This is a genomic window from uncultured Lacinutrix sp. (genome assembly GCF_947500605.1).
Taxonomy (GTDB): Bacteria; Bacteroidota; Bacteroidia; order Flavobacteriales; family Flavobacteriaceae; genus Lacinutrix.
In genome coordinates, this window is record NZ_CANMSJ010000001.1 from 323,385 (window position 1) to 346,940 (window position 23,556).

The 23,556-nt window shown below is 30.6% G+C and carries 16 protein-coding genes; 12 read left to right on the forward strand and 4 right to left on the reverse strand.

Annotated features, from left to right (window positions below; genetic code table 11):
• Nucleotides 1–13 precede the first annotated feature (13 nt).
• The 9 genes from Q0935_RS01475 to Q0935_RS01515 all read left to right on the forward strand — a co-directional run bounded on the left by Q0935_RS01475 (nt 14) and on the right by Q0935_RS01515 (nt 12,353).
• A complete protein-coding gene (locus Q0935_RS01475) occupies nt 14–1,339 on the forward strand; it encodes a YHYH protein (protein WP_299381779.1) in 1,326 nt (441 codons plus the stop codon).
• The gene (locus Q0935_RS01480) at nt 1,336–1,935 is read left to right on the forward strand and encodes a hypothetical protein (protein ID WP_299381781.1); all 600 of its coding nucleotides are present in this window, start codon (nt 1,336–1,338) and stop codon (nt 1,933–1,935) included. The genes Q0935_RS01475 and Q0935_RS01480 overlap by 4 nt, the downstream gene beginning before the upstream one ends.
• Before the next feature lie 13 nt (nt 1,936–1,948).
• Nucleotides 1,949–2,965, forward strand: coding sequence for a hypothetical protein (locus Q0935_RS01485; protein ID WP_299381783.1), 1,017 nt, complete (start codon nt 1,949–1,951; stop codon nt 2,963–2,965).
• A 32-nt stretch (nt 2,966–2,997) separates the two neighbouring features.
• Nucleotides 2,998–3,726, forward strand: coding sequence for a LytTR family DNA-binding domain-containing protein (locus Q0935_RS01490; protein WP_299381785.1), 729 nt, complete (start codon nt 2,998–3,000; stop codon nt 3,724–3,726).
• Between the two features lie 136 nt (nt 3,727–3,862).
• Entirely contained in the window at nt 3,863–4,162 is a 300-nt protein-coding gene (locus Q0935_RS01495) for a hypothetical protein (RefSeq protein ID WP_299381787.1), read from the forward strand.
• A gap of 246 nt (nt 4,163–4,408) precedes the next feature.
• Nucleotides 4,409–5,011, forward strand: a complete 603-nt coding sequence (locus Q0935_RS01500; RefSeq protein ID WP_299381789.1) for a DUF6515 family protein — start codon at nt 4,409–4,411, stop codon at nt 5,009–5,011.
• Between the two features lie 257 nt (nt 5,012–5,268).
• Nucleotides 5,269–7,593 (forward strand): tail fiber domain-containing protein, encoded by a 2,325-nt coding sequence (locus Q0935_RS01505; RefSeq protein WP_299381792.1) that lies wholly within the window; start codon nt 5,269–5,271, stop codon nt 7,591–7,593.
• A gap of 145 nt (nt 7,594–7,738) precedes the next feature.
• On the forward strand, nt 7,739–8,338 hold the full coding sequence (locus Q0935_RS01510) for a DUF6642 family protein (protein ID WP_299381794.1): 600 nt from the start codon (nt 7,739–7,741) through the stop codon (nt 8,336–8,338).
• A gap of 505 nt (nt 8,339–8,843) precedes the next feature.
• Complete coding sequence (locus tag Q0935_RS01515; RefSeq protein WP_299381796.1) at nt 8,844–12,353, forward strand: hypothetical protein; 3,510 nt, start codon at nt 8,844–8,846, stop codon at nt 12,351–12,353.
• Between the two features lie 946 nt (nt 12,354–13,299).
• On the opposite strand, the gene Q0935_RS01520 is transcribed toward Q0935_RS01515, so the two are convergent.
• The gene (locus Q0935_RS01520; RefSeq protein ID WP_299381798.1) at nt 13,300–15,051 is read right to left on the reverse strand and encodes a hypothetical protein; all 1,752 of its coding nucleotides are present in this window, start codon (nt 15,049–15,051) and stop codon (nt 13,300–13,302) included.
• Between the two features lie 159 nt (nt 15,052–15,210).
• Here Q0935_RS01520 and raiA point away from each other — a divergent pair, with 159 nt between their 5' ends.
• Nucleotides 15,211–15,513, forward strand: a complete 303-nt coding sequence (raiA, locus tag Q0935_RS01525; protein ID WP_299381800.1) for a ribosome-associated translation inhibitor RaiA — start codon at nt 15,211–15,213, stop codon at nt 15,511–15,513.
• 389 nt (nt 15,514–15,902) lie between these two features.
• On the opposite strand, the gene Q0935_RS01530 is transcribed toward raiA, so the two are convergent.
• The 3 genes from Q0935_RS01530 to Q0935_RS01540 all read right to left on the reverse strand — a co-directional run bounded on the left by Q0935_RS01530 (nt 15,903) and on the right by Q0935_RS01540 (nt 19,926).
• Entirely contained in the window at nt 15,903–17,135 is a 1,233-nt protein-coding gene (locus tag Q0935_RS01530) for a class I SAM-dependent rRNA methyltransferase (RefSeq protein WP_299381802.1), read from the reverse strand.
• Between the two features lie 5 nt (nt 17,136–17,140).
• The gene (locus tag Q0935_RS01535; protein ID WP_299247716.1) at nt 17,141–18,262 is read right to left on the reverse strand and encodes a DEAD/DEAH box helicase; all 1,122 of its coding nucleotides are present in this window, start codon (nt 18,260–18,262) and stop codon (nt 17,141–17,143) included.
• 110 nt (nt 18,263–18,372) lie between these two features.
• Complete coding sequence (locus Q0935_RS01540; protein WP_299247713.1) at nt 18,373–19,926, reverse strand: DEAD/DEAH box helicase; 1,554 nt, start codon at nt 19,924–19,926, stop codon at nt 18,373–18,375.
• A gap of 103 nt (nt 19,927–20,029) precedes the next feature.
• On the opposite strand from Q0935_RS01540, the gene Q0935_RS01545 reads away from it, so the two are divergent.
• Both Q0935_RS01545 and Q0935_RS01550 read left to right on the forward strand, forming a co-directional pair.
• Entirely contained in the window at nt 20,030–20,839 is an 810-nt protein-coding gene (locus tag Q0935_RS01545; RefSeq protein WP_299381804.1) for a DUF1853 family protein, read from the forward strand.
• Between the two features lie 361 nt (nt 20,840–21,200).
• The gene (locus Q0935_RS01550) at nt 21,201–23,498 is read left to right on the forward strand and encodes a type IA DNA topoisomerase (RefSeq protein ID WP_299381806.1); all 2,298 of its coding nucleotides are present in this window, start codon (nt 21,201–21,203) and stop codon (nt 23,496–23,498) included.
• The last annotated feature ends 58 nt before the right edge of the window (nt 23,499–23,556 follow it).

A 23,556-nucleotide genomic window follows, 5' to 3' on the forward strand; every position in this document is an offset into this window, starting at 1 on the left:
AAACACTAATTTCATGAAAAACACGTCTATATTTTTCTTTTTTTTAATACTGTGCAGTTCTCTTTATGCGCATGAGCATGGACATGCAACTCCCTTAAAACAATGGGAATTAACAAGTACTAATAAAACAATTAATGCTGATTTTATAAAATATGAAAATGATCAAGTTTGGCTTATGGGTGGTACCCATACTATTCAAACTTTTAAAATTTCAGACTTTTCTGAAGCTAATCAAAAATACATTAAAACTAAAAGTGAATTAATTGCTTCTGTAAATAGCAGTGTTGCTGTTAAAACGGATTCTAAATCAACATCTAGTTTCAATATAGGGCTTATTACTTTAGGTGTCTTTCTTTTACTCTTTTCTGTTTTTAAACTGATAAAACAAAAAAAGGCGGTGTACTTAACTCATGGCGTACTTGGTGTTGTTTTGCTTTTGGTAGTGTCGTGTAAAAATACGGGTACAACTAAAGCAAGTACAGCGCAAGTACCGGCAAATAATGTGACATTGATGCAATCCTTTTTCGAAAAATTTGACGGAGTTACAACACATACAGACGACAACTATCTGTATATTTCATCAAATGGGTTACCAGATCATGACATGATGGTTGGTATTACAAATTGGCAACAACAAGTGCCTATTAATCAAAATTACACGGGTTCTAATAGTTGGGCAATTCCTACGCATCCTAAAATGGCAGAAAATCCGCTATCTACAAAAACCAATTTACTAAAAGGCGCTATTGCTGTTGCGGTAAATGGAATTCCTATTTTTAATCCTTTAAACAATAGAGGTGAAGATGCCAATTCTATTGGAGAGTTAGATAATTGGGGCGGACATTGTGGTCGTGCAGACGATTATCATTATCATTTATCACCGTTACATCTGCAGGATCAAGTAGGTGCTGGCAATCCAGTTGCTTATGCTGTAGATGGTTTTCCAGTTTATGGAGAAACAACAGATGTTTTAGATGAATATTTAGGAAAAACAAACACAGATGGCTCTTATCAATATCACACCATTAAAGAATATCCTTATTTAATTGCAGGCATGAGAGGTGAAGTAATATTAGACCCAAAAACAAAAGCGCCAGAAAATCAAGTTTATCCGCAGCCAAGAACACAAGAATTAAGACCGGCTTTAAGACCACTACGAGGTGCTGAGATTATTGGTTTTAAAACTTTAGGAGAAAATTCATATGCGTTAACGTACAGTTTAGATTCAGAAGAATATATAATAAATTACAAATGGGACAATGAAGATAATTACAGCTATCAATTTATAAATCCTGAGGGTACAGCAACTGTTGAAACCTATAAACCAAGAGAAAAATGAAATATTCAAAATTAATAATACCCATTTTTTTTATTGGTTTAATGTCATGCAATAACAATAAAAAATCAACTACAGACGTAAATCATGATGATTTTAAAACTATCCATTCCAATTTTAAACTAAAGAGTATTGCTATAGAGAATGGTGTTTTATTAGATGCTTACAAATGTGAAAAAAAGGTAAACGATGTTGAAAACTCTATTCCTTTGTCGTGGGAAAATGTGCCAGAAGGCACTAAATCGTTGGCAGTTGTCATGTATCATTATCCTAAAAAAGATAATAAAACAGAAATTAATTCCTATCTATTGTTGTGGGATATAGATCCTGAAACAACTGAACTACCATACAAAATGGCGTCTAAAGGCAATTGGTTTATGGGATCTAATAAGGATGGAACAGCAATATCATACACATCGCCTTGTTCTCACGGTAAAGGAAAGCACGAATACACTATTGCACTTTATGCCTTATCCAAAACACCTGCTGCTTTACCTAAAGAACACAGTTTAAATGTAGACTATAATGTGTTTATGGATGCATTGGCTACTGTGGATATTGTAGATAGAGCGACTTTAACATTTATAGACTCTAATTAAAAACAATCATAAAATGATACACTTAAAAAATACGACACTACTGCTTGTTTTAGCCTGTTTTACAATTATAGCTTGTAAAAATGGTGAAAACGGAAAAAAAACATCACCAGAAAATTTAGAAATATATAAAGGTACAGCATCTGTATCTCAAGGACCAGCTACAGTGTTAATTGAAAATATATTTGAATGTGATAGAGGTAGAGAAGCACCAATGGGAACTTCTACTGCAACAGATGGTAGTAAATGGACAGTTCCTGCAGAAGTAAATTTTACTGATGATAGTTTTCCTTTTGCATCCGATTTGTTTAATCCGTGTACAAAAGTAGAATATAGATTGGCAGACGAAGCTTTAGCAGCATTAGACGGAACAGATATTATTGAGGTTGATGCCGATGGTGAAATAGTTACAGCCTATGTCTTTGCCGACAACTATTTTGAAATATATATTAACGGAATACCTGTTGGTAAGGATAATGTGCCTTTTACGCAGTTTAACTCTAACATTGTTCGTTTTAAGGTAAATAGGCCTTTTACAATAGCAATGAAATTGGTAGATTGGGAAGAAAATAGTGGCTTAGGATCTGAAGCTAATAGAGATCAAGCGTTTCATCCAGGAGATGGCGGTATGGTCGCTGTTTTTAAAGATGCTAGTGGAGCTATAATTGCAACAACAAATGCTGATTGGAAAGCGCAAACATTTTATACAGCACCTTTAAGAGATTTATCTTGTGCTAGTGAAGAAGGGACTTTAAGATTAAGTGAAACATGCAGTACAGAAGATTCTAATGATGGAACATCATATTACGCCTTACATTGGAAAACACCTTCAAATTGGCAATCTGCAGATTTTGATGATACCAAATGGCCTAATGCTACCGAGTTTACAAACAATACTATAGGTGTAGATAATAAGCCTTCTTACACTAATTTTACGAATATTTTTGATGATAGTACAGTAGACGCTCAATTTATATGGTCAACAAATGTTATTTTAGATAATGAAGTTATTGTTCGATACACTGTAAAATAAGTTAGGACTACTTTTAATATATAAACAAACGTATGAGCAATATAAAAATATCTTGTGTTATTGTAGATGATGAGCCTATGGCGCTTAATTTAGTAGAAAGTTATGTAAATAAAACTCCGTTTTTAGAACTAAAACAAAAATGTAGCAGTGCTATTGAAGCAATGGAGTTTATAAAAGAACAGCCTGTTGATTTGTTGTTTTTAGATATACAAATGCCAGATTTAACAGGCATAGAGTTTTCTAAAATGCTTCCAAAAGAAACACGTGTGGTTTTTACAACTGCTTTTGATCAATATGCGTTGGAGGGCTTTAAAGTCGAAGCTTTGGACTATTTATTAAAACCTTTTGATTATGCCGAGTTTTTAGCAGCAGCCAATAAAGCAAATCATTATTTCTCTTTGTTAAAAGGAAAACCACAAAACGAAGTTTCCGAAGCAAAAGAGTTTCTTTTTGTAAAATCGGAATACAAACAATTACGAATTAAGCTTTCTGATGTCTTGTATTTTGAAGGTTTAAAGGATTATATTAAAATTTGGTTAAAGGATAATCCGAAGCCTATTTTAACCTTAATGAGCTTAAAGTCTTTACAAGAGGAATTACCCGAAACTCAATTTTTACGTGTACATCGCTCTTTTATTGTATCATTAAAAAACATTGAAGTTATTGAGCGTAGTCAGATTATTATCAATAACCAACGCATCACAGTTTCTGAGCAATACAAACCTGCTTTTCTAGAATTTGTAAATAACAACTCTCTATAAACACATACTATTTATTGTTTCGTCTATAAAATCATGTATTTAATAGATTACTAAGTAGCACACGTCTATTCTTTAGTAGAATATTTAGAGGTGTGATTACCTTTGCTGCAACATAAAAATAAGATAAATTAAAATCATGAAAAAAATAGCATTAACATTAGCAATTACAGTAAGTTTATTTAGTTGTAATGGCGTTAAAAACGTAAACACATCAAATATTGCAAATGCAGCAACATTATTAAGTTCATTAAGTTCTAACTCTACAGTACAGCAAATTTCTAGTCTTTTTAGCTTATTAGATGCTAACAAAGATGAAGCTATTAGTTCTACAGAAGCTATTGGCGCTGTAGCAGAAAACTTTAATGTTTTAGATACAGATAGTAACTCAAGTTTAAACCTAACTGAATTAACAGGTTTATTGGGTTTATTAAAATAATATTTTTTTGAATAGTCTATAAAATAAGGTGTACTTAATTGTATACCTTTTTTTTTTGTTCGCAATAGTAATGGATTTCTATAAAGTAGGAGAGGAGTTATCGCAAAAAGAATCTAGTTGGTAGATACAATCTAGGTGTTGGTCTATTTCTATTTTTTTGAAAGTTTATTGCATGTACCTTTAAACTATTAATACAAAGTAAAGTCAAAGTATTAAATATAAGTAGAACCTAAAACTTTATAGATTATGAAAACATTAATTAAAGCATACGTATTACCTGCAATACTTTTAGTTGCTTTTACAGCACAAGTTTCGGCACAAACAAGACGTAATACTAAAGAAAAAACAGTTGTAACAACTACAACAAAAAGAACTACAGCGAAAAGAGCAGTAGCACAAAGAATACCTAGTAATAAGGTAACATATAAAACACCAAAAAAGAAAGTAGTATCAGTAAGAACAGTGCCAAATAGAACTGTTGTTGCGCACAAAGGACAAAACTATTATTACGCTAATAATAAGTACTATACGCAGTCTAGAGGTCGTTATATTGTTATTGCACCAAAGGTTGGTTTTAGAATAAAAGTGTTACCTACAAATTACAAACGTGTACGTTTTAACAGTCATAACTATTATAATGTGCATGGAATATTTTACACACAAGTAAATAATGAATACGAAGTTGTAGATCCAGAAGTTGGAACCATAGTATATGAGCTTCCAGAGGATTACGAAAAAGTAGTAATAAACGACGAAACGTTTTACGAATATGCTAATATTCTATACGAGAAAGTACAGGTAGACGGTACTAGAGCTTACGAAGTAGTTGGTATTATAGAAATGAATTAAAATTTGGTTGGTTAGTAGTGGAAAAGGAGGATAGTTTTTATAATTATCCTCTTTTCTTTTTTATAACTTTTTAAGTAGAATAGCCTTAATTTTTATAAACCATTATTTCTTAGCTACTTACGTTTTATAGTGCAATTTCGGTTTCCCAAAATAAAAAAGGAAAAAATTGTTAAAATATGTGAAGTGCTGATTATGTCCGATAACCTGCAGTCTTAATGAGTTAATTTCGCAAGAAATTTAAGTAAAAACCGCTATTAATGAAAACATTAACCATTCTATTATTTTTTTGTATACTTAATTCTTTTGCTCAAGTAGGAATTAATACCGTTACACCAAACTCATCTGCTATGTTAGATGTTTCAAGTACAAATAAAGGTGTACTAATACCAAGAATAGAACTGTCTTCATCTACAGATACTAGTACAATTGCATCTCCTGAAGAAAGTTTATTAATTTATAATATAGTTACTGTTGGAGATTTAACACCTGGTTATTTTTATTGGAGTGGAACAGAGTGGTTAAAAATTGCAACTTCAAAAGCGATTAGTAATAATTGGAGTCTTTTAGGTAATATTGGAACAGATGATACAGTAAATTTTATTGGTACAACAGACAATGAAAATGTTGTTTTTAAACGTAATAATAACGTGGCTGGTATTTTAGAAAGTAATAATGTTGCATTTGGTGTAAATGCTTTTTCTTCTAATACTACAGGTTCTAATAACGCAAGTGTTGGAGTTAATGCATTGAGATATAATACTAGCGGAAGTAATAATGTGGCTCTAGGTCACGATGCATTATTGTCAAACTCAACAGGTAGTGCTAACACTGCAAATGGTACGGGTGCTTTAGCAGGTAATACCACAGGAGGTAGTAATACTGCTATTGGTACATTTTCATTAGCAAATAATACATCAGGAACAAATAATACAGGTGTTGGAGGTTTATCTCTTAATAAAAATAGTACAGGAACTAATAATACTGCATTAGGGACACAATCTTTAACGGAAAACACAACAGGAACTAATAATACGGCAAGTGGAATGTTTTCACTTTTTGCTAATAAAACAGGTACGCATAATACAGCAAATGGTTCAGAGTCTTTAACTTATAATACTTCTGGAGATTACAATACTGCTATTGGTACAAATGCTCTATATTCTAATACTTCGGCTAATAATAATACAGCCGTAGGAGCAAATGCATTATATGCAAATACTACAGGTACTCATAATACTGCAATGGGAGCAAATGCACTTAACGCAAATGTAAGCGCTAGTAATAACACAGCATTTGGGGAAAATGCTTTACTTGTTAATACCGCTGGGAAAAGTAATACAGCTGTTGGTGTGTTATCACTTTCATCTAATAATGGACATTACAATACTGCAACAGGAGTAAGTGCTTTGGGAGCTAATACTACAGCTAGTTATAATACAGCTAATGGTTTTAATGCGCTTAAATCTAATACTACAGCAAGTAGCGTTACAGCTATAGGTTCACATGCTCTTTATTCTAATGTTACAGGAGGAGGAAATACAGGTGTGGGTACGCGTTCTCTTTATAGTAATGTTTCTGGAGGAAGTAATACAGCAGTAGGCCACAAAGCTCTTGAGTTAAATACAGTTGGAGCAAATAATACAGCAATAGGAGTTAATGCTTTAATTCAGAATGAATCTGGATCGAACAATACCACAAGTGGCGTTAATTCGCTTAAAAATAATGTAACTGGAGAAGGAAATACAGTAGTAGGTTCTAATGCGATGTTTAGTAATACATCAGGTTATGAAAACACTGCTATTGGGAAAGGATCTATGAGAGGTAATGTAGAAGGATTTCGTAATGTAGGAATTGGTGTAAATGCAGTATTTTCTAATACTACTGGTGACTATAATACAGGATTAGGTGGAACTTCTCTAAATGATAATACAGAAGGAATTGGGAATACTGCATCTGGATATAGTTCTTTGTCTAAAAACATTTCGGGAGACTATAATAGTGCAATGGGTTATCAATCTGCTAGATTTTTAATAACAGGTAATAATAATATCGCAATAGGTTATAGGTCTTTAGATAATGTAACAACTGGAAATAATAATATAGGAATAGGTTTTTCGTCTGTAGTACCAGACCCATCAGCCGATAATCAGATAAGAATAGGTGGAACTGCAATAACATATGCAGGAGTGCAAGTAGCATGGACAATCACTTCTGATAAAAGATGGAAAAACACCATTGAAGACTCAGATTTAGGATTAAATTTCATTAATAAACTACGTCCAGTATCGTATTTAAGAAATAACGATGAGAGTAGTAAATTAGAATATGGTTTTATAGCACAAGAATTAAAAGAAACATTAAAAAATAGCAGTTCTAAAACTAACGGAATTATTACTGAAGATACTGAAGGCATGCTAAGTGTTAGATATAACGATTTAATGGCTCCAATGGTAAAAGCTATTCAAGAACAAGATGAAGAGATTCAGTTACTAAAGTCAGAAAATGAAGCTTTAAAAGCAAAACATCAAGCAATAGAAAACGAGATAAAAGAAATTAAAAACTTATTATTAAATAAAAAATAATAAACTTTATTTCTTCACTTTATGTAAGATGGTATTTCAATCTCAAAATTGTCTCAAGTCTCGATCTGTTTTATCTAAAATCACTAAAAAAACAAAAGATATATAGTAATTTTGTGCTTTATATACTATCCATAAATCCATAAATTTGTTAGATAAAAGACAACAACTACCACAAGAACAATTAATAGATACAGATTATTTTATATACTGTTTAGAGGCTGTTGAAGATATAGAAATAGATACAGTTACCGAAGCACAGAAAAAACTAAAACAATTAACTACGCAATATGGTGTAACCAGTATTTATAATACATGCGACACTATTGAAGGATTAGAAACTAGTATAAACACATTGGTATTAGATGATCATAATTTTAAAGATTATGAAATAATATACTTCGTTATACCAGGCGAAGCAAATAACATTTGTTTAAACGATTACTATTATAGTCTACAAGAAATTGCCGAAATTTTCGAAGGACGATTAGAAGGCAAGATTTTACATTTCTCAAATGCTAAAGTTCTAGATTTAGACCAAGAAGAAGCACAATATTTTTTAGATGTCACAGGTGCAAAAGGGATTTCAGGATACGGTAATGAAAGTATTGGAATAACTAGCTCAAATCTTGATATAGCATTCTTTAACTTATTTAAAGAAGATGATAATATGTTAGATGTTGTAGAAGAATTACATCAAAAACATTATAAAATGTGCAAACTACTAGATTTTAGATTGTATTATTAAATTAAGGATTTTATAATTTGACTTAATAACTAATTGTAGTTCTGAAGCTTTTTAAGAACTCCCGTATTTGAAAAAACTTGAACCATTGTACAGAATATTTAATTTATAGGAGAAGTAAAACATTAAAGTTTAATTACCAAAGTACAAACGTTTGTTATGAAAACAACACATTGTGGGATATTTTACATAATATTGAATTATATCTCTTACACAGTAACAAAGATCATACTTATTACTTAATGTTGTTTTAATATTGAATCATCCACAGGATTATCCAATATTAAAAGTGTACTATAATGTTCTGCGTTATGTAACTTTGCTTTGGTTAAAAGCGAAAATTGTTACTACAGTTTATTGAAAAAATTTATTCTAAAAAGTTTCTTTTACAATGTTAATGGAACACTCTTTTTACGAAGCGACGATAGGAGAGAAGTGAAATGTGTGTGGAATGAAAATCTTAATGTAATAAATTAAATAATTTAACAATCTTTCCTACATTAGTGAAATGATTAATATTGAGTTTCTAAACCAACTTTTGCCATATTTGAAGTTCCTATTTAGAAGAAATAGTTATAGATTATCTATAGGTGTTCTTATGTTTCGAGCAATTTCAGAATTTAGTCTATATTTTGCAATAGATGATGTTGCAGTTTTATATAGTTATATAAATGATTTCCTTGGCGACTATTTTGGTGGTTTTATTATAGTTATTTTAAAGATTTTTGTTTTTACGGATAGTTTGTGGGTATTTGGACTATTATGCGCGTTTATTTTACTATTACTCTATGCTAATTACAAAGAAAATCAAATTCGCAATAGCATTTATAAAGAAAAAGGACATGAGCCAATAATCTCAAAATCATATTTAAACCGGAATATTGATAAAACTTTATATAAAAAAATAAAAAATGATAAAATTTTATTATTAGCTGGTGAATCTTTCTGTGGTAAATCCGAAATTTCTAAACAAATAGCATATAAACTAAATAATGAAGGATATCTATTTAAAAGAGTAGATGATACAAAAGAAGCAATTTCATTTTTAACCGTTAAAGATAATATTAAAAGAATATGTGTTCTGGAAGATCCATTTGGTCATACATTTTCTAATGAGAAGGAGAATGAATTACGAAACTTGAATAATCTTATTGATAATTTAAGTTCTAAAAGTTTACTTATTGTCACAACAAGGACTGAAGTTCTATTGAATGTTTCTGGTGCTAAATCAATAGATGAATTACAAATCAATAAATTCAAATGGATAGACTTATCAAATAGAAATAGTAACTTCTTAATTAAATTATGGAAATCAGTTACTAAAGAACAGGATTTATCTGAAACTAATATAGAACTTGTTACTGACTATCTTAAAAATGAAAATATTTTACAAATTGGACAATTAATCCATTTATCACGAATAGAAGAGTTAAAGGAAAAAAATTATTCAATCGAAGAATTAATTCATTTTGCACAAGTAGACGCAAAAGAATTGAGCGCATCTATTTTTAAGTTAGAAAATCAAACATGGTACTTAATGGCTATTTTTGCTTTTACGTTAGATACTTTTAATGGTGTTTCTTTTTCTGATTTACAGTATATTTTGAATAAATCAAAGGGGAATTTGAGTCTTGAAGAATATTCAATTTTTACAAGTATTGAAATAACTGGAGAAGAAAAAGAATTCATTTTTCCTTCATATCAAATATCAGAAAATACTATTGATGATTTTACTAGTGAGCTTTCTTTTTTAGAAAGAAGAGGATATATTAAGCTTGTAAATTCAAAATATATATTTACTCATCCACAATATAAGGAAATTGCAAAATATGTGTTTAAAGGATTAAGTGGTTCACAACAAAAGAAAATCATAATCAATATTTTCAATTCTCTAACTTGTTTAAATATTGAGGTAGCACATAACACAGCAAAATCTTTAGATTTTATTTTTGAAAACTTAAATAAATCTTTCCATGAAGACTTGTTTAAATCAATTTATAAAGTATATGACAGCAGTCTATTTCCGAAAGTAATTGATAGATGTTTTATCCTATTATTAAATAAATTAGAAACTATAGAATCAAAAGAATTAACAAGAGATATTCTATTTAAACTTGAAACTTCTAGAGAAGAGGCTGATATTATTTATTATATGAATGAGCCAATAAAATGGAGGAAGTCAGACCATTTTAATGAATATTTTAATTTAAGTAATGAAGAAGAATACAACGATATTTCCTCAAAAAATCTTCAAAATAAGGAGGTATCAACCAAGGAAGTCTTTCAAGCGTTGAAATATCAAAAAATCAATAGGCCAAATATAAATATTGAATTAATAGTACTGGGATTGAAAAGTGATGAAGTATTTGTAAGGAATTTGTCTGCTTATAATTATATGACACGTTTAACAACAATTAACGACAATTCTATCTTTGAGACCATTATTAACGATAGTCATCCTTCAGTTATTTTTAATGGATTAAAAGCTTTTTTTGAAAATTTATTCAATTATGACAAGGCCACTTTAGATTTTTGCTTAGATAAATTCAAAACATTATTTAGTGATGACAAGATATTTTGTATTAGGTCGAGTAGTTTAATGACAACATTTTCTACTGACTATGCTCATGAAAGCGTAAACTGGAGAGAAATAGAAGAAGCAAACGGAAATAAAATTTGGTACTCATGGGGAGAATTATTTCCAATATTTCTGAACAGTTTCCCCAGTAATGTTAGGTTTCCACATACACCACGGTTTTCTGGTACGATTAGAGATTCTGTTACTAAACTTACTCCAAGTCAAGGATTAATAATTGCAGAACACCTTTTTAAATATATTTACCATAATATAAACAAAAGATTATTTGACACTCACGAGCTAATTCTTACCGATTTCTTAATTAAAGTAACGGAGAATGAGCCTGAAATAAGATATGACTTGTTTAAAAAAATATTTAGCGTAAGTGATACGGGTTTTTTTATATATTCTTATAGTTGGATAGTCAGTAAATGGGACAAACTTACTGCTCATGAAATACAATTTATTCTTGATGTTTTATCCTCAGATAGAGCAGATTTAACATGGCTTAGGGCAGGTGCAGTTTCTGTAAATTATGAGCCACCTAAGGAGATTCAAAAATTAATTTTTAATGATGAATTGTATTTTAGTCATAATATACCAGATTTCGTAAGTAAAATGGATTCGAATTTATTTTTGAATTCATTAAAAATTTACACAGGAGATGCACACATTATTGATTGGTATGGTTTAGGTCATGGAAGCGAAGTCTGGAAAAAAGTTTGTGTCTATATTCTCGAAAACAACCATAAAAATGGTTTTGAAATGGCATTACTGCATTTCTTGAATGATTTTATTAATGGAGCATGGGATGAAGGCTGGGGAAGCATGAAAGATTTATGGAAAAAATTATTTAATAATCATGATGATCAAGAGTATTTAGTAAATCTGCTAATTGAAGAAATATCTGAATGTACTTGCAATCTAGAAAACATAAAGTATGCGTTTAAAATAATTATTAAATGGTATAAGAAAAACAATAGAATTGATGATTTAGTCAAAATAGTATGTGATAAAATTGAGATTCTTACAATAACATCACCTAAGGAAGACATAATTACCTTCTTGGGTTATAAGAAATTTCTATTTAAAAAAATCATTCCTTCTCTTGAAGGGCATAATGAGGTTATAACATTAGTTCACGAGTTAAAAACAAAGCAATTTGATGAAGAAACAACTGATAAAAAAGTTAATAGAGTTGTTGAATTATCGAATTTGAATCAAATTAGACTTTATTTTGTTTTCGACTTTATTAAAGAAATTGCTGAAGAAAATAGGATAGGGGAAGAGAACATTAAAAAATTAAAAAACATCCCAAATTTGATTGAATACACTCAAAATAAACATAAAGAAAAAAAACCCACGCATGATGATTATTATGGACTTGACGAATGGGTTAGTTTATTAGGTGTGCCAGATTTAGAATATGAAGCACTTTAATATTATGTAAAATAGAATCTCAATATTTAACTTGGCCTCATAGAATTTTGGTCAAAACAATAGGAGAAATGAGCGTCCATATTTTAGGGGTTTAGTAATACTGTTTCTTAAAAGTTTCAATTTTACAAGGGATTTCAAAACAATGTTAACCAGTTTCAATGTTTCCTAAAATATAGTGAATGAGCCGTAAATTGTTTCCAAAATTATATGCAGCCTTGAATTTTTGTTTCTTTTGTTTCAAGACAAAAGATAATGAAAGAATAAAAAAAAGATTAATTGAAGTTCTAAATATAACAAGTGCATAGAATTTTATTTTTCTTAAAATTTATGCTCTTGTGGCAAGATTACGAGAATCGTCTAAAATTTTTTATTACGTACATTTTGTCGAATACGCGATTTTTAATACAGCGCAAAAAGGCTAGCTTTTATTTTGGCGTTGGCAAGCGTTGGATAATTGTGTGTAAAATAAATTGCCAGAGCAATTTGATTTTATAAAACAATCGAGCGCTTGGTAGCGGCTATTTTACATAACGGCTAATTATAGATACAAATGTTTTTAAACGCTGCGAAGCAAACCGCTTATTAGTTTAATGACCCAAGTTCTAATTATTCTTATGAAAACGAATGTTCCTGGGATATTTAACATAATACTACATTATAGCTATCAAATGGATAAACCACTCTTATTAACTAAACAATACATTTGTACTATAATTAATATTATGTAAAATAGAATTTTTTAAACCAAACAATAAAACTTTACGTCCATACAAAAATCAAATTATAGATAAAACATAAATTTAAGAGTAAATAAATTGAGTTACCAAACGAATATTAACAAAAACACTTATCATTAAATTAAGCGTATTTTTATTATATAATTGTAATAAATTAAAAAACAGAATCTACTTTAGATTATATTATTAATAATAATTTCATTTTAATATTATACTATTAAATCTTCTTCTTGTTGAGCCAAATATCCTTTACTAAAATACTTACGTAAAAAAGCATCAGTATTATTATAAAACACTTTGTCTATTGCTTCTACAAATGGTTGTCCAACCATTAAATCGTCCAATTCGCTTAACGAGTATTGTGTTTCTGTTGGTAAATTTATCACATTAAAACCACTGTATTCTGGTGTAACATAATAGGTTAACGCTTCAGTGATTTTATCTCTAAAAGCAGGTAAATCTGCCGATGTATTATAATGGTCGAAAGGATCAACAATGCCATCATTATCAGTACCTAAACAAATGGTCTTCCACGCCTCTATTTCATCAATTTTAGAGGTAGTTCGTGTTTCATTTTCTTTTCTAATATATTTTAGATTCACTTTTACTATATGAAACACATTGGTTAAAAACATTTGTACATGTAGTTTTTTAGTAGTTTCAGCATCAGCTTTTTTAAGTAATTTTCTAAACTTATTTCCAGGCATTCTACCATCGTGCATGCAAACACCAATTAATCCATCAGATTTAAAAATAGCAACAATATCTTCATCTGTTAAATTAATATCCCAAAGACTTACATACGAGTCTTTATCGAGGTTAAAACTATCTTTATTGGCTAATGCTTTTGCAAATGTTTCAATTCCACTTACTGCTGTATGGCTGCTTATAACCGGAACATTATCTTGTAAAGCATCACTATCTTGTCGCATATTTTCAAGTAATTCATAATAGCTTTCTCTAGATTTAATAGACATGTGTTTTACGTCTATTAATATACGTTGACCATTATCTCGTGAAAGCAAATGGTTTATTATTAACTGCATTCCAAAATTCGAAATCCCTAAATCCTGACCTAAACTTTGGTCGAAAATATCGGCGAATCCAGGATCAAAAGTTCCTTTTGCGTCCATAAAGCTTTTTGCATGACCAACTAATAAATTATTAAAATGATGTGCGTAGGTTATAAAAAACGGAGGAAATTCTTCTTTCTTTATCGCTTCTATATTTTTAATAAATGAAAGCTTTAGCTTGTTTTGTCTGTCTAATGGTAAGTTTTCAATTTTAGCAGTTTCAAATAAATCTTTTTTATTATAAACACCCAAGGCATGCATACCTTCTATAGTCATAATGCCACAAACAGTAGCATCAGACTGCATCTCAAGAAAATGCTCGTAGTTTTTTACAAGATTAAATTGAGGCTGTTTGCCATGTATGGTTTTATTAGATGTACTTCCACTTGCGTTTAATAAATACTGATATTCAAAAATATAATCATTAAAATAATCTATGGTATCAATAGAGTCGTCATGAATAGGATCGATTAACCTACTTGCTGTTTTTATAGAAATTCCAGAAAGTAAGGACACAATTTTTTTGTCTATAGATATGGCATTAGCGTTAGTTTTCTTTTTAAAAATGATACCTAATATAAAACGATGGAGTCCACTACTCTTTTTAAACGGTCTGGTAGGCTTTAAAAACGGTTTCTCTATTGGGTAAACAGAACAAAACACTAAACGATTATGGCCCTCAAAACAACTATCTAAATTAGACTGCGAATAGGTTGCCATTTTTTTTAAAACAATATTAATAATCCATTTCCTAACGCTAATAGCTTTAAAATAATCTTTAGGCTCCTTGTTTTTAAAGCTATCCCAAATGGTTTTTATGTCTGTAGCATTGCCGTAAGGCTTTAAACTGGGATGGTTATGTAAATCGGAAATTGGTTTATTATCCATTGATATTAAATTATTTATAGCATTTAAGATTAAAAATACAAAAAAATATAACAAGTGAATCATTCTCAATGCCTTAGATTAAATTCACAATTTTTGGTTAAAAAGTCAATCTATATTTAAGTTTTTTGTATATTTAAGTACAACTTAAAACAATAATATATGACAGTGAACTATGAATACGATGGCGTGACTGCTAGCCCAGAATTGGAAACTTACGTAAAAGGAAAACTAGAAAAACTATTTAATAAATATGAATTTATAGTACGAGCAGATATTTTTTTTAAAACAGAGAACACTTCAACTAGAAACTCTAAGATGAAGACCTCAATTAGACTTAGTGCTCCAGGACCAAGGTTGTTTGCTGAAACAACAAGCGATTCTTTCCATAAAAGCGCATCGGAAGCTATTACAGCGATTGAGAGGCAATTAGAAAAACGAAAAGGTGCTATGCAAACGCATTAATACAGAAAGTTATAAAAATTGATTTAAGCCACTCGTTAGAGTGGCTTTTTTATGCTTATTAATTTATATATTTTTAATTTAATGGGATAGTAATATTAACTCCTCTTTCTTCAGATTTTTTTTCAGGAAAATCAGAATTCATTTTCCTCTTAAAATAAGAAGAGAGCCGAAACACAAGTACCTTGTAATATCTGTATTAGAAAGGATTAATTAATATAGCAAAACAAATAACTTTTATAGCTTGTTCATTGTTAAGATCCTTGCTTTAGTTAAAGGAAGGTGGATTTTAATACAGTAAAATTAGGAAGGTTTGAAGCAAAGCGCAAAGCAGCTTTATAACAGCAAGAGTAAAAGCTTAATATCTAATTTTAGAGATTAAAAAGTAACAACTAACCTTCAAAACGATAATAACCACACTTTAAATAAGCACCTTCTGGAAAGCCAATAGGATGATCGCTGTCATGATGTGTTTTTAATATACATTCAGACGTTCTACTACTTTCGTTTAAAACCTGAGTATTAATATCGAAAAAAGAATCTGCTAACACTCGCGAAGAACACGAAGCTAATACCAATAAGCCTTTTTTAGCAGTAAGCTTCACTCCTAATTGTGCTAATTGTGCATATTTCTTTTTGGCTAATTCTATTTCACTCTGTTGTTTTGCAAAACTTGGCGGATCTATAACAACAACATCAAAGGTTTGTTTGTCTTTAATCATTTGCTTCATAGCTGCAAAGGCATCGTCTGCAATGGTTTTATGTGTTCCAGAATACGGATTTAATTTACCATTTAAAACGGCAATTTCTAAAGCTTGCTTACTAATATCTAAACTAGTAACCTCTTTTGCACCGTTAGCTAATGCATGAACCGAAAAACCACCTGCATAACTAAATACATCTAAAACTGATTTTCCTTTACTCCACTCGCCTACTTGCTTTCTATTGGCTCTATGATCTAAAAAATAACCTGTTTTATGACCTTTAATAACATTTGCCGAGAAATTGACATCATGCTCTACAAATTCAACAACTTCATTCTCTAAAACACCATAAACAACCTCGCCATTTTGAAGTTTGTGTAATTTAGATTGTTCCATGCTTCTACTAAGTCTAATCACTATTGTTTTAGCTTTAGAAACAGCTTGTAAGCTTTCTAAAATAGATTCTAAATACGGAAGCCATATTTCAGAATATATCTTAACCACTAATACATGTGCATAAACATCTGCAATTAGTCCTGGAAATCCATCGTTTTCACCAAATAATAATCGGTAACTGTTAGTATTTGTTTGTAATAAAGATTGGCGTTTAGCAAAAGCTTCTTCAATTTTAGTATTGAAAAACGCAGCATTTATAGTTGCACCAGTATTACCACTATGTAACATTTTTATACGAATAGGTGAATTCCCATCATACAAACCAAGGCCAATAACTTTATTTTTATTTTTTCCGAAGATAATAGCCAAATCGCCACTTTTAGCATCGTCGTTAATTTTAGTAATATTATCACTAAACAGCCAAGGATGGCCTTGTAAAACAAATCGTTCTCCATTGGCGTTTAGCTTGGTTGCTAATCGTTTAGGCGTGTAACTTGAAGTAATACTTTTAGTAAACTGCGACATAATAATTATAGCGTAAGTTCCTTAATTTTAATACCTAAAGTCTTTTCTACGTCTGCTATTTTATTAAGCTCGCTTGGTAATATTAATGCAATAGATTGTCCTTTTTTTCCTGCTCTTGCAGTACGTCCACTTCTATGTGTGTAGTATTCTATATGTTCTGGTAATTGGTGGTGGATAATAAAAGCTAAGTTGTTAACGTCTATTCCACGTGCAGAAACATCTGTAGATATTAATATTTGTAAATTAGTATTCTTAAACGCACGCATTACTTTATCACGTTCTTTCTGCGTCATATCACCTTCTAGAGCATCGACATTAAAACCTTCCTTTTGCAATTGTTGTTTTAAAGACTGTGTACCTGCTTTTGTTCTACAAAATATAATACCACGCTCCTCTTCTCTATCTTCTAATAAGCGCATGACTGTATGTGCTTTGTCTACAATAGACGATTTTACATAATGATGAGAAATGTTAGCATTTACAATGCTTTCACGATCAATTTCCACACGAGCAGCATCTTTAGCGATGTAACGAGAAACAATATTTTTTAATTCGGCAGGCATTGTTGCAGAAAACAACCATGTGTTACGAGCACTTTTGGTAGTAGCATCTAAAATGGTATTTAAATCCTTTTTAAAGCCCATACTTAGCATCTCGTCTGCTTCGTCTAAAATAAGCGTATTAATATGAGTTAAATCTATAATATTTCTATCTAATAAATCTACCAAACGACCTGGAGTTGCAACAATAATATGCGTTGGACGTTGTAAGTTGCTAATCTGAATATCTATTTTTTCACCACCATAAACACCTTCAACAAAAATCTTTTTACTGTTATATTTTGTAAATTTAAACAGTTGCTTTTTTATTTGTTGAACCAATTCGCGTGTTGGCGCAATAATTAATGCTTGAACAGCTCTTTTACTTGGATCTACTTTATGTAAAGCAGGTAAGCCATAGGCAGCAGTTTTACCTGTCCCTGTTTGGGCTAAACCAATAAAATCTACTTTAGATTTTATTAATACTGGTATTGCTTGCTCTTGAATGGCTGTAGGTGTTTTAATTCCTAATTCCTTAAGTGATTTTATATAGTCGTTATGTAATCCTAAATCTTTAAAAGTACTCATTGGTGTTTGGTGTTATTTTGTTTGTTATTGCGTTGCAAAAACTTATGTTTAATAATAAAAGTAATTACATACGAGAAGTACTGCCAACCTAAGATTGCTTACTATAATTGTTATTCCTCAGGAGGAAAACCATGAATTTCTTCGTAAACTTCATCAAAATTAGAACGTATGTACGCATTTAATTTCTTTTTGTAATCATCTTTTAACCATTCTACAAAGTTAAAAGTACTTTTACTAATACACTTTGTATAACGCTGTATGCGGTAATCTATATCGTCTTTTAGCATTTTTGCTAAACCTAAAGCATCCCAAACATCTTCACTATTCTCAATACATATTTTTGCATGATGAGCAATAGAGCGCTCTAAAATTACTTTAGATGAATCTCCTTCTCTAACAGATTGGATGTACATGGCTTTAATGTTGAAATAAACATCCTCAGACTTTGCAAATTCTGCACGAAGCGCTTCTGGCATTTCATATCTAAAGTTTTCTTCTAAATCTTCATCACTTAAAATACCATCAAGATAAAAGTTTGGAGATCTAAATATTTTATGCCAATCTAAGTCACTTCCCCAAGGTCCAAAACGGTGAAGGTTGTTTCCTAAATCTATAACGGTAAATTTATTTTTATTCTTTAAAATACGAGAACCACGACCAATCATTTGGTAGTATAAAGTTAACGATTTTGTTGCTCTGTTTAATATAATACAATCTACTGTTGGCTCATCGAAACCAGTAGTTAAAATACTTACCGATGTTAATATGGCATCTGGCGTTTCTTTAAACCATTTTAAAATGGCTTTACGCTCTTTTTTAGTATTGTTATTATCTAAGTGAGCTACTGGATATCCAGATCTTCTAAAAGTATCATAAACGTGTAAAGACGTGTTTATACCGTTATTAAATATTAATGTTTTCTTGCCTTTACAACGCTCTTCGTAAGATTGCACAAGCTTGGTAAGCATGTCTGTATTTGTATATAAATCTTCAGAAGATTTTACAGTATAATCACCATTAGCACCTACAATTAAAGAGGTTAAACCTACATTGTAAGAATAGACTTCGGCACGTGCTAAAAATTCATTTTCAATTAAAGAGTGAATTGTTTCACCAACAATTAGTTCGTTATAATTATCCTTCATTGGAAGGTTAATATTACTACTTAAAGGTGTTGCCGTTACTCCTAATATAAAAGATTTCTCAAAAAACTTAAATAGTTTTGTAAACGAGTTGTAGTGTGCTTCATCAATAATAACTAACCCAATATCACTAATGTCTAGCTTATTATCGGTTAAACGATTATTAAGCGTTTCTACCATGGCAACAAAGCAATTAAAATCACCTTGATCACTTAAATCGGCTTTAGAGTCTACAATTTTATTGCTTACACCAAATTCAGACAGCATATTAGAAGTTTGCTTACAAAGCTCAATTCTATGCGTCATTACTAATACTTGTTTTTTATGATGCTTTAAATACTGACGAACAATCTCAGAGAAAATAACCGTTTTACCACCACCAGTTGGTAGTTGGTAAAGTAAATGGTAATCTTCTGGAGCATCTTCAAAACATGCGAAAATTTTATCAATTGCACCTTTTTGGTAACTATATAAACTCTTGCCTTCTTGTCTTTCTTCTAATTCTAAAGCTGTAACCTTCATTAATGTTTTTTGAAATTTTGAGATGCGCAAAAATACAACGATTTAAAGGCTTAGAACGAATAATATTTAAAAAATTTTTAAATGATTACTTTCGTTAATATATATGAAAAACATCTCAGACAATTTACAAGCTCAATTTAGCGGATTCTATAACACACCACACCTGTTTTTAGAGCCTGTTTTAGGTATGCAGACATTAGTAACGCAAATAGAAAACACACCTGTTTTTGAAGGTTTAGGACTGGAAAGAATAAGATTAGGGCAACGTGTGGAACGCTTTGTAGGTACAGAGTTGCGCTTGAATAAAAGTTTAAAAATTTTATCTGAAAATCCACAAATACAAACCAATACCAATATAACTATTGGTGAATTAGACTGTTTGTATTTAGATGGTGAGCAGCCTGTACATTTAGAAATACAATTTAAGTTTTATTTATATGATCAATCTTTAGGTGAAACTGAAATAGACCATTGTATTGGTCCCATGCGAAGAGATAGTTTAATAGAAAAATTAACCAAGCTAAAAGAAAAGCAATTACCACTACTCTATGCCGATGAAACGAAGCCATTGCTGGGTACTATAGATTTTTTAGCTGAAGATTTTATTCAAAAAATATACTTTAAAGCTCAAATTTTTGTGCCTTACGGAAAAACGATTCAGCTTAAAACACTAAATCCGGAGTGTATTTATGGCTTCTATTTTAAGTATACTGAATTGCCACAGTTTAAAAACTATAAATTTTATAAACCAAAGAAAACCGATTGGTTACTTGATGTAACACCAAATGTAGATTGGAAAACGTATAATGCTATTTTGCCAGAATTAAATGTATTTAAAGATGAAGGTTATTCGCCCATGTTATGGATAAAGCATAAAAATGGTGAGATTGAGAAGTGTTTTGTAGTTGTTTAAATTACTATTGTTTCTATGAATAAAGGAATCTTACATACTTTACAATATTATATTGTAATTTTAATAATCTATTTATTTTTAAACGTCTTTTTAAATAATAATAGTACTGAAGCTCTTAAACTAAAATTAATTTTTGTCTTTGTAATGCTTGGCATAGCTGCAGTAATGATATTTATTAATTCTTTATCTATGCTATTAATTAAATACAGAATGTGGCATAAAGGTTCATTATTCGTTCATTTTATAGTGTTACTTTTTTGTCTCGTACTTTTTATAAATATTCGTTAATAACTCTCAACCGTTTCATATTAAATTGAAGTTTGAATTTCCTATTTTGCAAGCCTAAATCAAAGTAATAATAGTGAAAGTCTGTATCGCCGAAAAACCATCTGTAGCAAGAGAAATTGCTTCTGTTCTTGGAGCAACCACAAAACATGATGGTTACTACGAAGGCAACGGTTATGCTGTAACCTATACTTTTGGACACCTATGCACTCTTAAAGAACCAAACGATTACAAACCTTATTGGAAAAGTTGGGATTTAAATAATTTACCAATGCTGCCAGAGCGTTTTGAAACTAAAGTTTCTAAAGATGCTGGTATAAAAAAGCAGTTTAAAATTGTAAAAAGTTTATTTGATAGAGCGGATGTTGTAATAAACTGTGGTGATGCAGGACAAGAAGGAGAATTAATACAGCGTTGGGTTTTAAACCAAGCTGGTTATAAAGGAAAGGTAGAAAGACTTTGGATTTCGTCTTTAACAACCGAGGCTATAAAAGAAGGTTTTAATAACTTGAAACCATCTGAAGATTACGACAATTTATATTATGCAGGTTTCTCGCGTGCAATTGGAGATTGGCTTTTAGGTATGAATGCCACGCGGTTATATACTGTAAAACATGGAGGTTACAAACAAGTGCTTTCTGTTGGTCGTGTGCAAACGCCTACTCTAGCAATGTTGGTAAATAGATTTAAAGAAATAGAAAACTTTAAACCACAACCGTATTGGGAGTTACAAACCATGTATCGCGATACTTTATTTAGTTATGAAGAAGGTCGTTTTCTTAAAGTTGAAGATGGAGAAAAACTTGCTGCGATTGTAAAAGCGCACGATTTCGAAATTGTATCTACAACAAAAAAAGCAGGAAATGAATATGCACCAAAACTGTTCGATTTAACAGGTTTACAAGTATATTGTAACACTAAATTTGGATTTAGTGCAGACGAAACTTTAAAGATTGTCCAAAAATTATACGAACAAAAAGTGGTAACCTACCCGAGAGTAGATACTACGTTTTTGCCAAACGATGTGTATCCAAAAGTACCTGGAATACTTAAAAATTTAACTAATTATGCTGCTTTAACAGCTCCACTTCATGGTAAGAAGCTAAAGAAAACTAAAAAGGTTTTCGATGATAGTAAGGTAACAGATCACCACGCAATTATTCCGACCGGACAGCAAATGAATTTGCAATACAACCAGCAACAGGTTTACAATATTATTGTACGTCGTTTTATTGCTGTGTTTTATCCAGATTGTAAAGTCTCTAACACCACCGTTATTGGTAAAGCAGAAAAAGTAAAGTTTAAAACAACAGGTAAAGAAATTTTAGAAAAAGGATGGCGTATTGTATTCGAAAATCCAAATAGCACTTCTAAAGAAGCTGGTATGTTACCAACTTTCGAGAAAGGCGAAAAAGGGCCGCATGAACCGTCATTTTTAGAAAAACAAACCAAACCGCCAAATCAATATACAGAAGCCTCACTCCTACGTGCTATGGAAACAGCAGGAAAACAGGTGGATGATGATGAGCTTCGTGAGATTATGAAAGAAAATGGTATTGGTCGTCCTTCTACACGTGCCAATATTATTGAAACGTTATTCCGAAGAAAATATATAAAACGAAATAAAAAGCAAGTTATACCAACAGTTACAGGTATTCAGTTAATAGATACTATTACTAACGAATTGCTAAAATCTGCAGAACTTACTGGTAAGTGGGAAAAGCAGTTAAAAGATATTGAAAAAGGAACTTTTAGTGCAGGAAGTTTTATTAAACAGATGAAACAAATGGTAGATCGTTTGGTTTATGAAGTGCGAAGCGAAACTAAGAAAGCTAATATCTCTTCAGTTAATAATAAAACGGCAACAACGACTAAGAAAAAAACGACTAAAAAAGCTTCTGGGATTACCTCAGAGAAATGTCCGAAATGTAAAAACGGATCTATATTAAAAGGGAAATCTGCTTATGGTTGTTCGGAATATAAAAAGACTTGCGACTTCGTTATCCCTTTTAAATTTGAAGGAAAAACTATCTCAGAAAAACAATTTGTTAGGTTGTTTCAAAAAGGTTCTACGGTTAATTTAAAAGGTTTTAAGGTTGATAATGTTTCAACTGAAGGATTAGTGAGATTTGATGAAAATTTTAAGTTAAAATTAGAACCTAAAAAAGTTAAAACTGAAACGAAGAGTACTTCCGAAGAAAATATTTGTCCGAAATGTAATAGAGGAGCCATTATAAAAGGTAAAACAGCTTATGGATGTAGTGCTTATAAAGAAGGTTGCGACTTTAGGTTTAGTTACGATGCTATTCGTGAAAAAGCTAATGGACAGCAATTAACCAAGGATTTGGTTTTTAAAATATTAAGAGGAAACTAAAAATATTTTTATCATTACTGCGAAGGCAGGAATCTAAATTGTAACTATAAAGTATTCA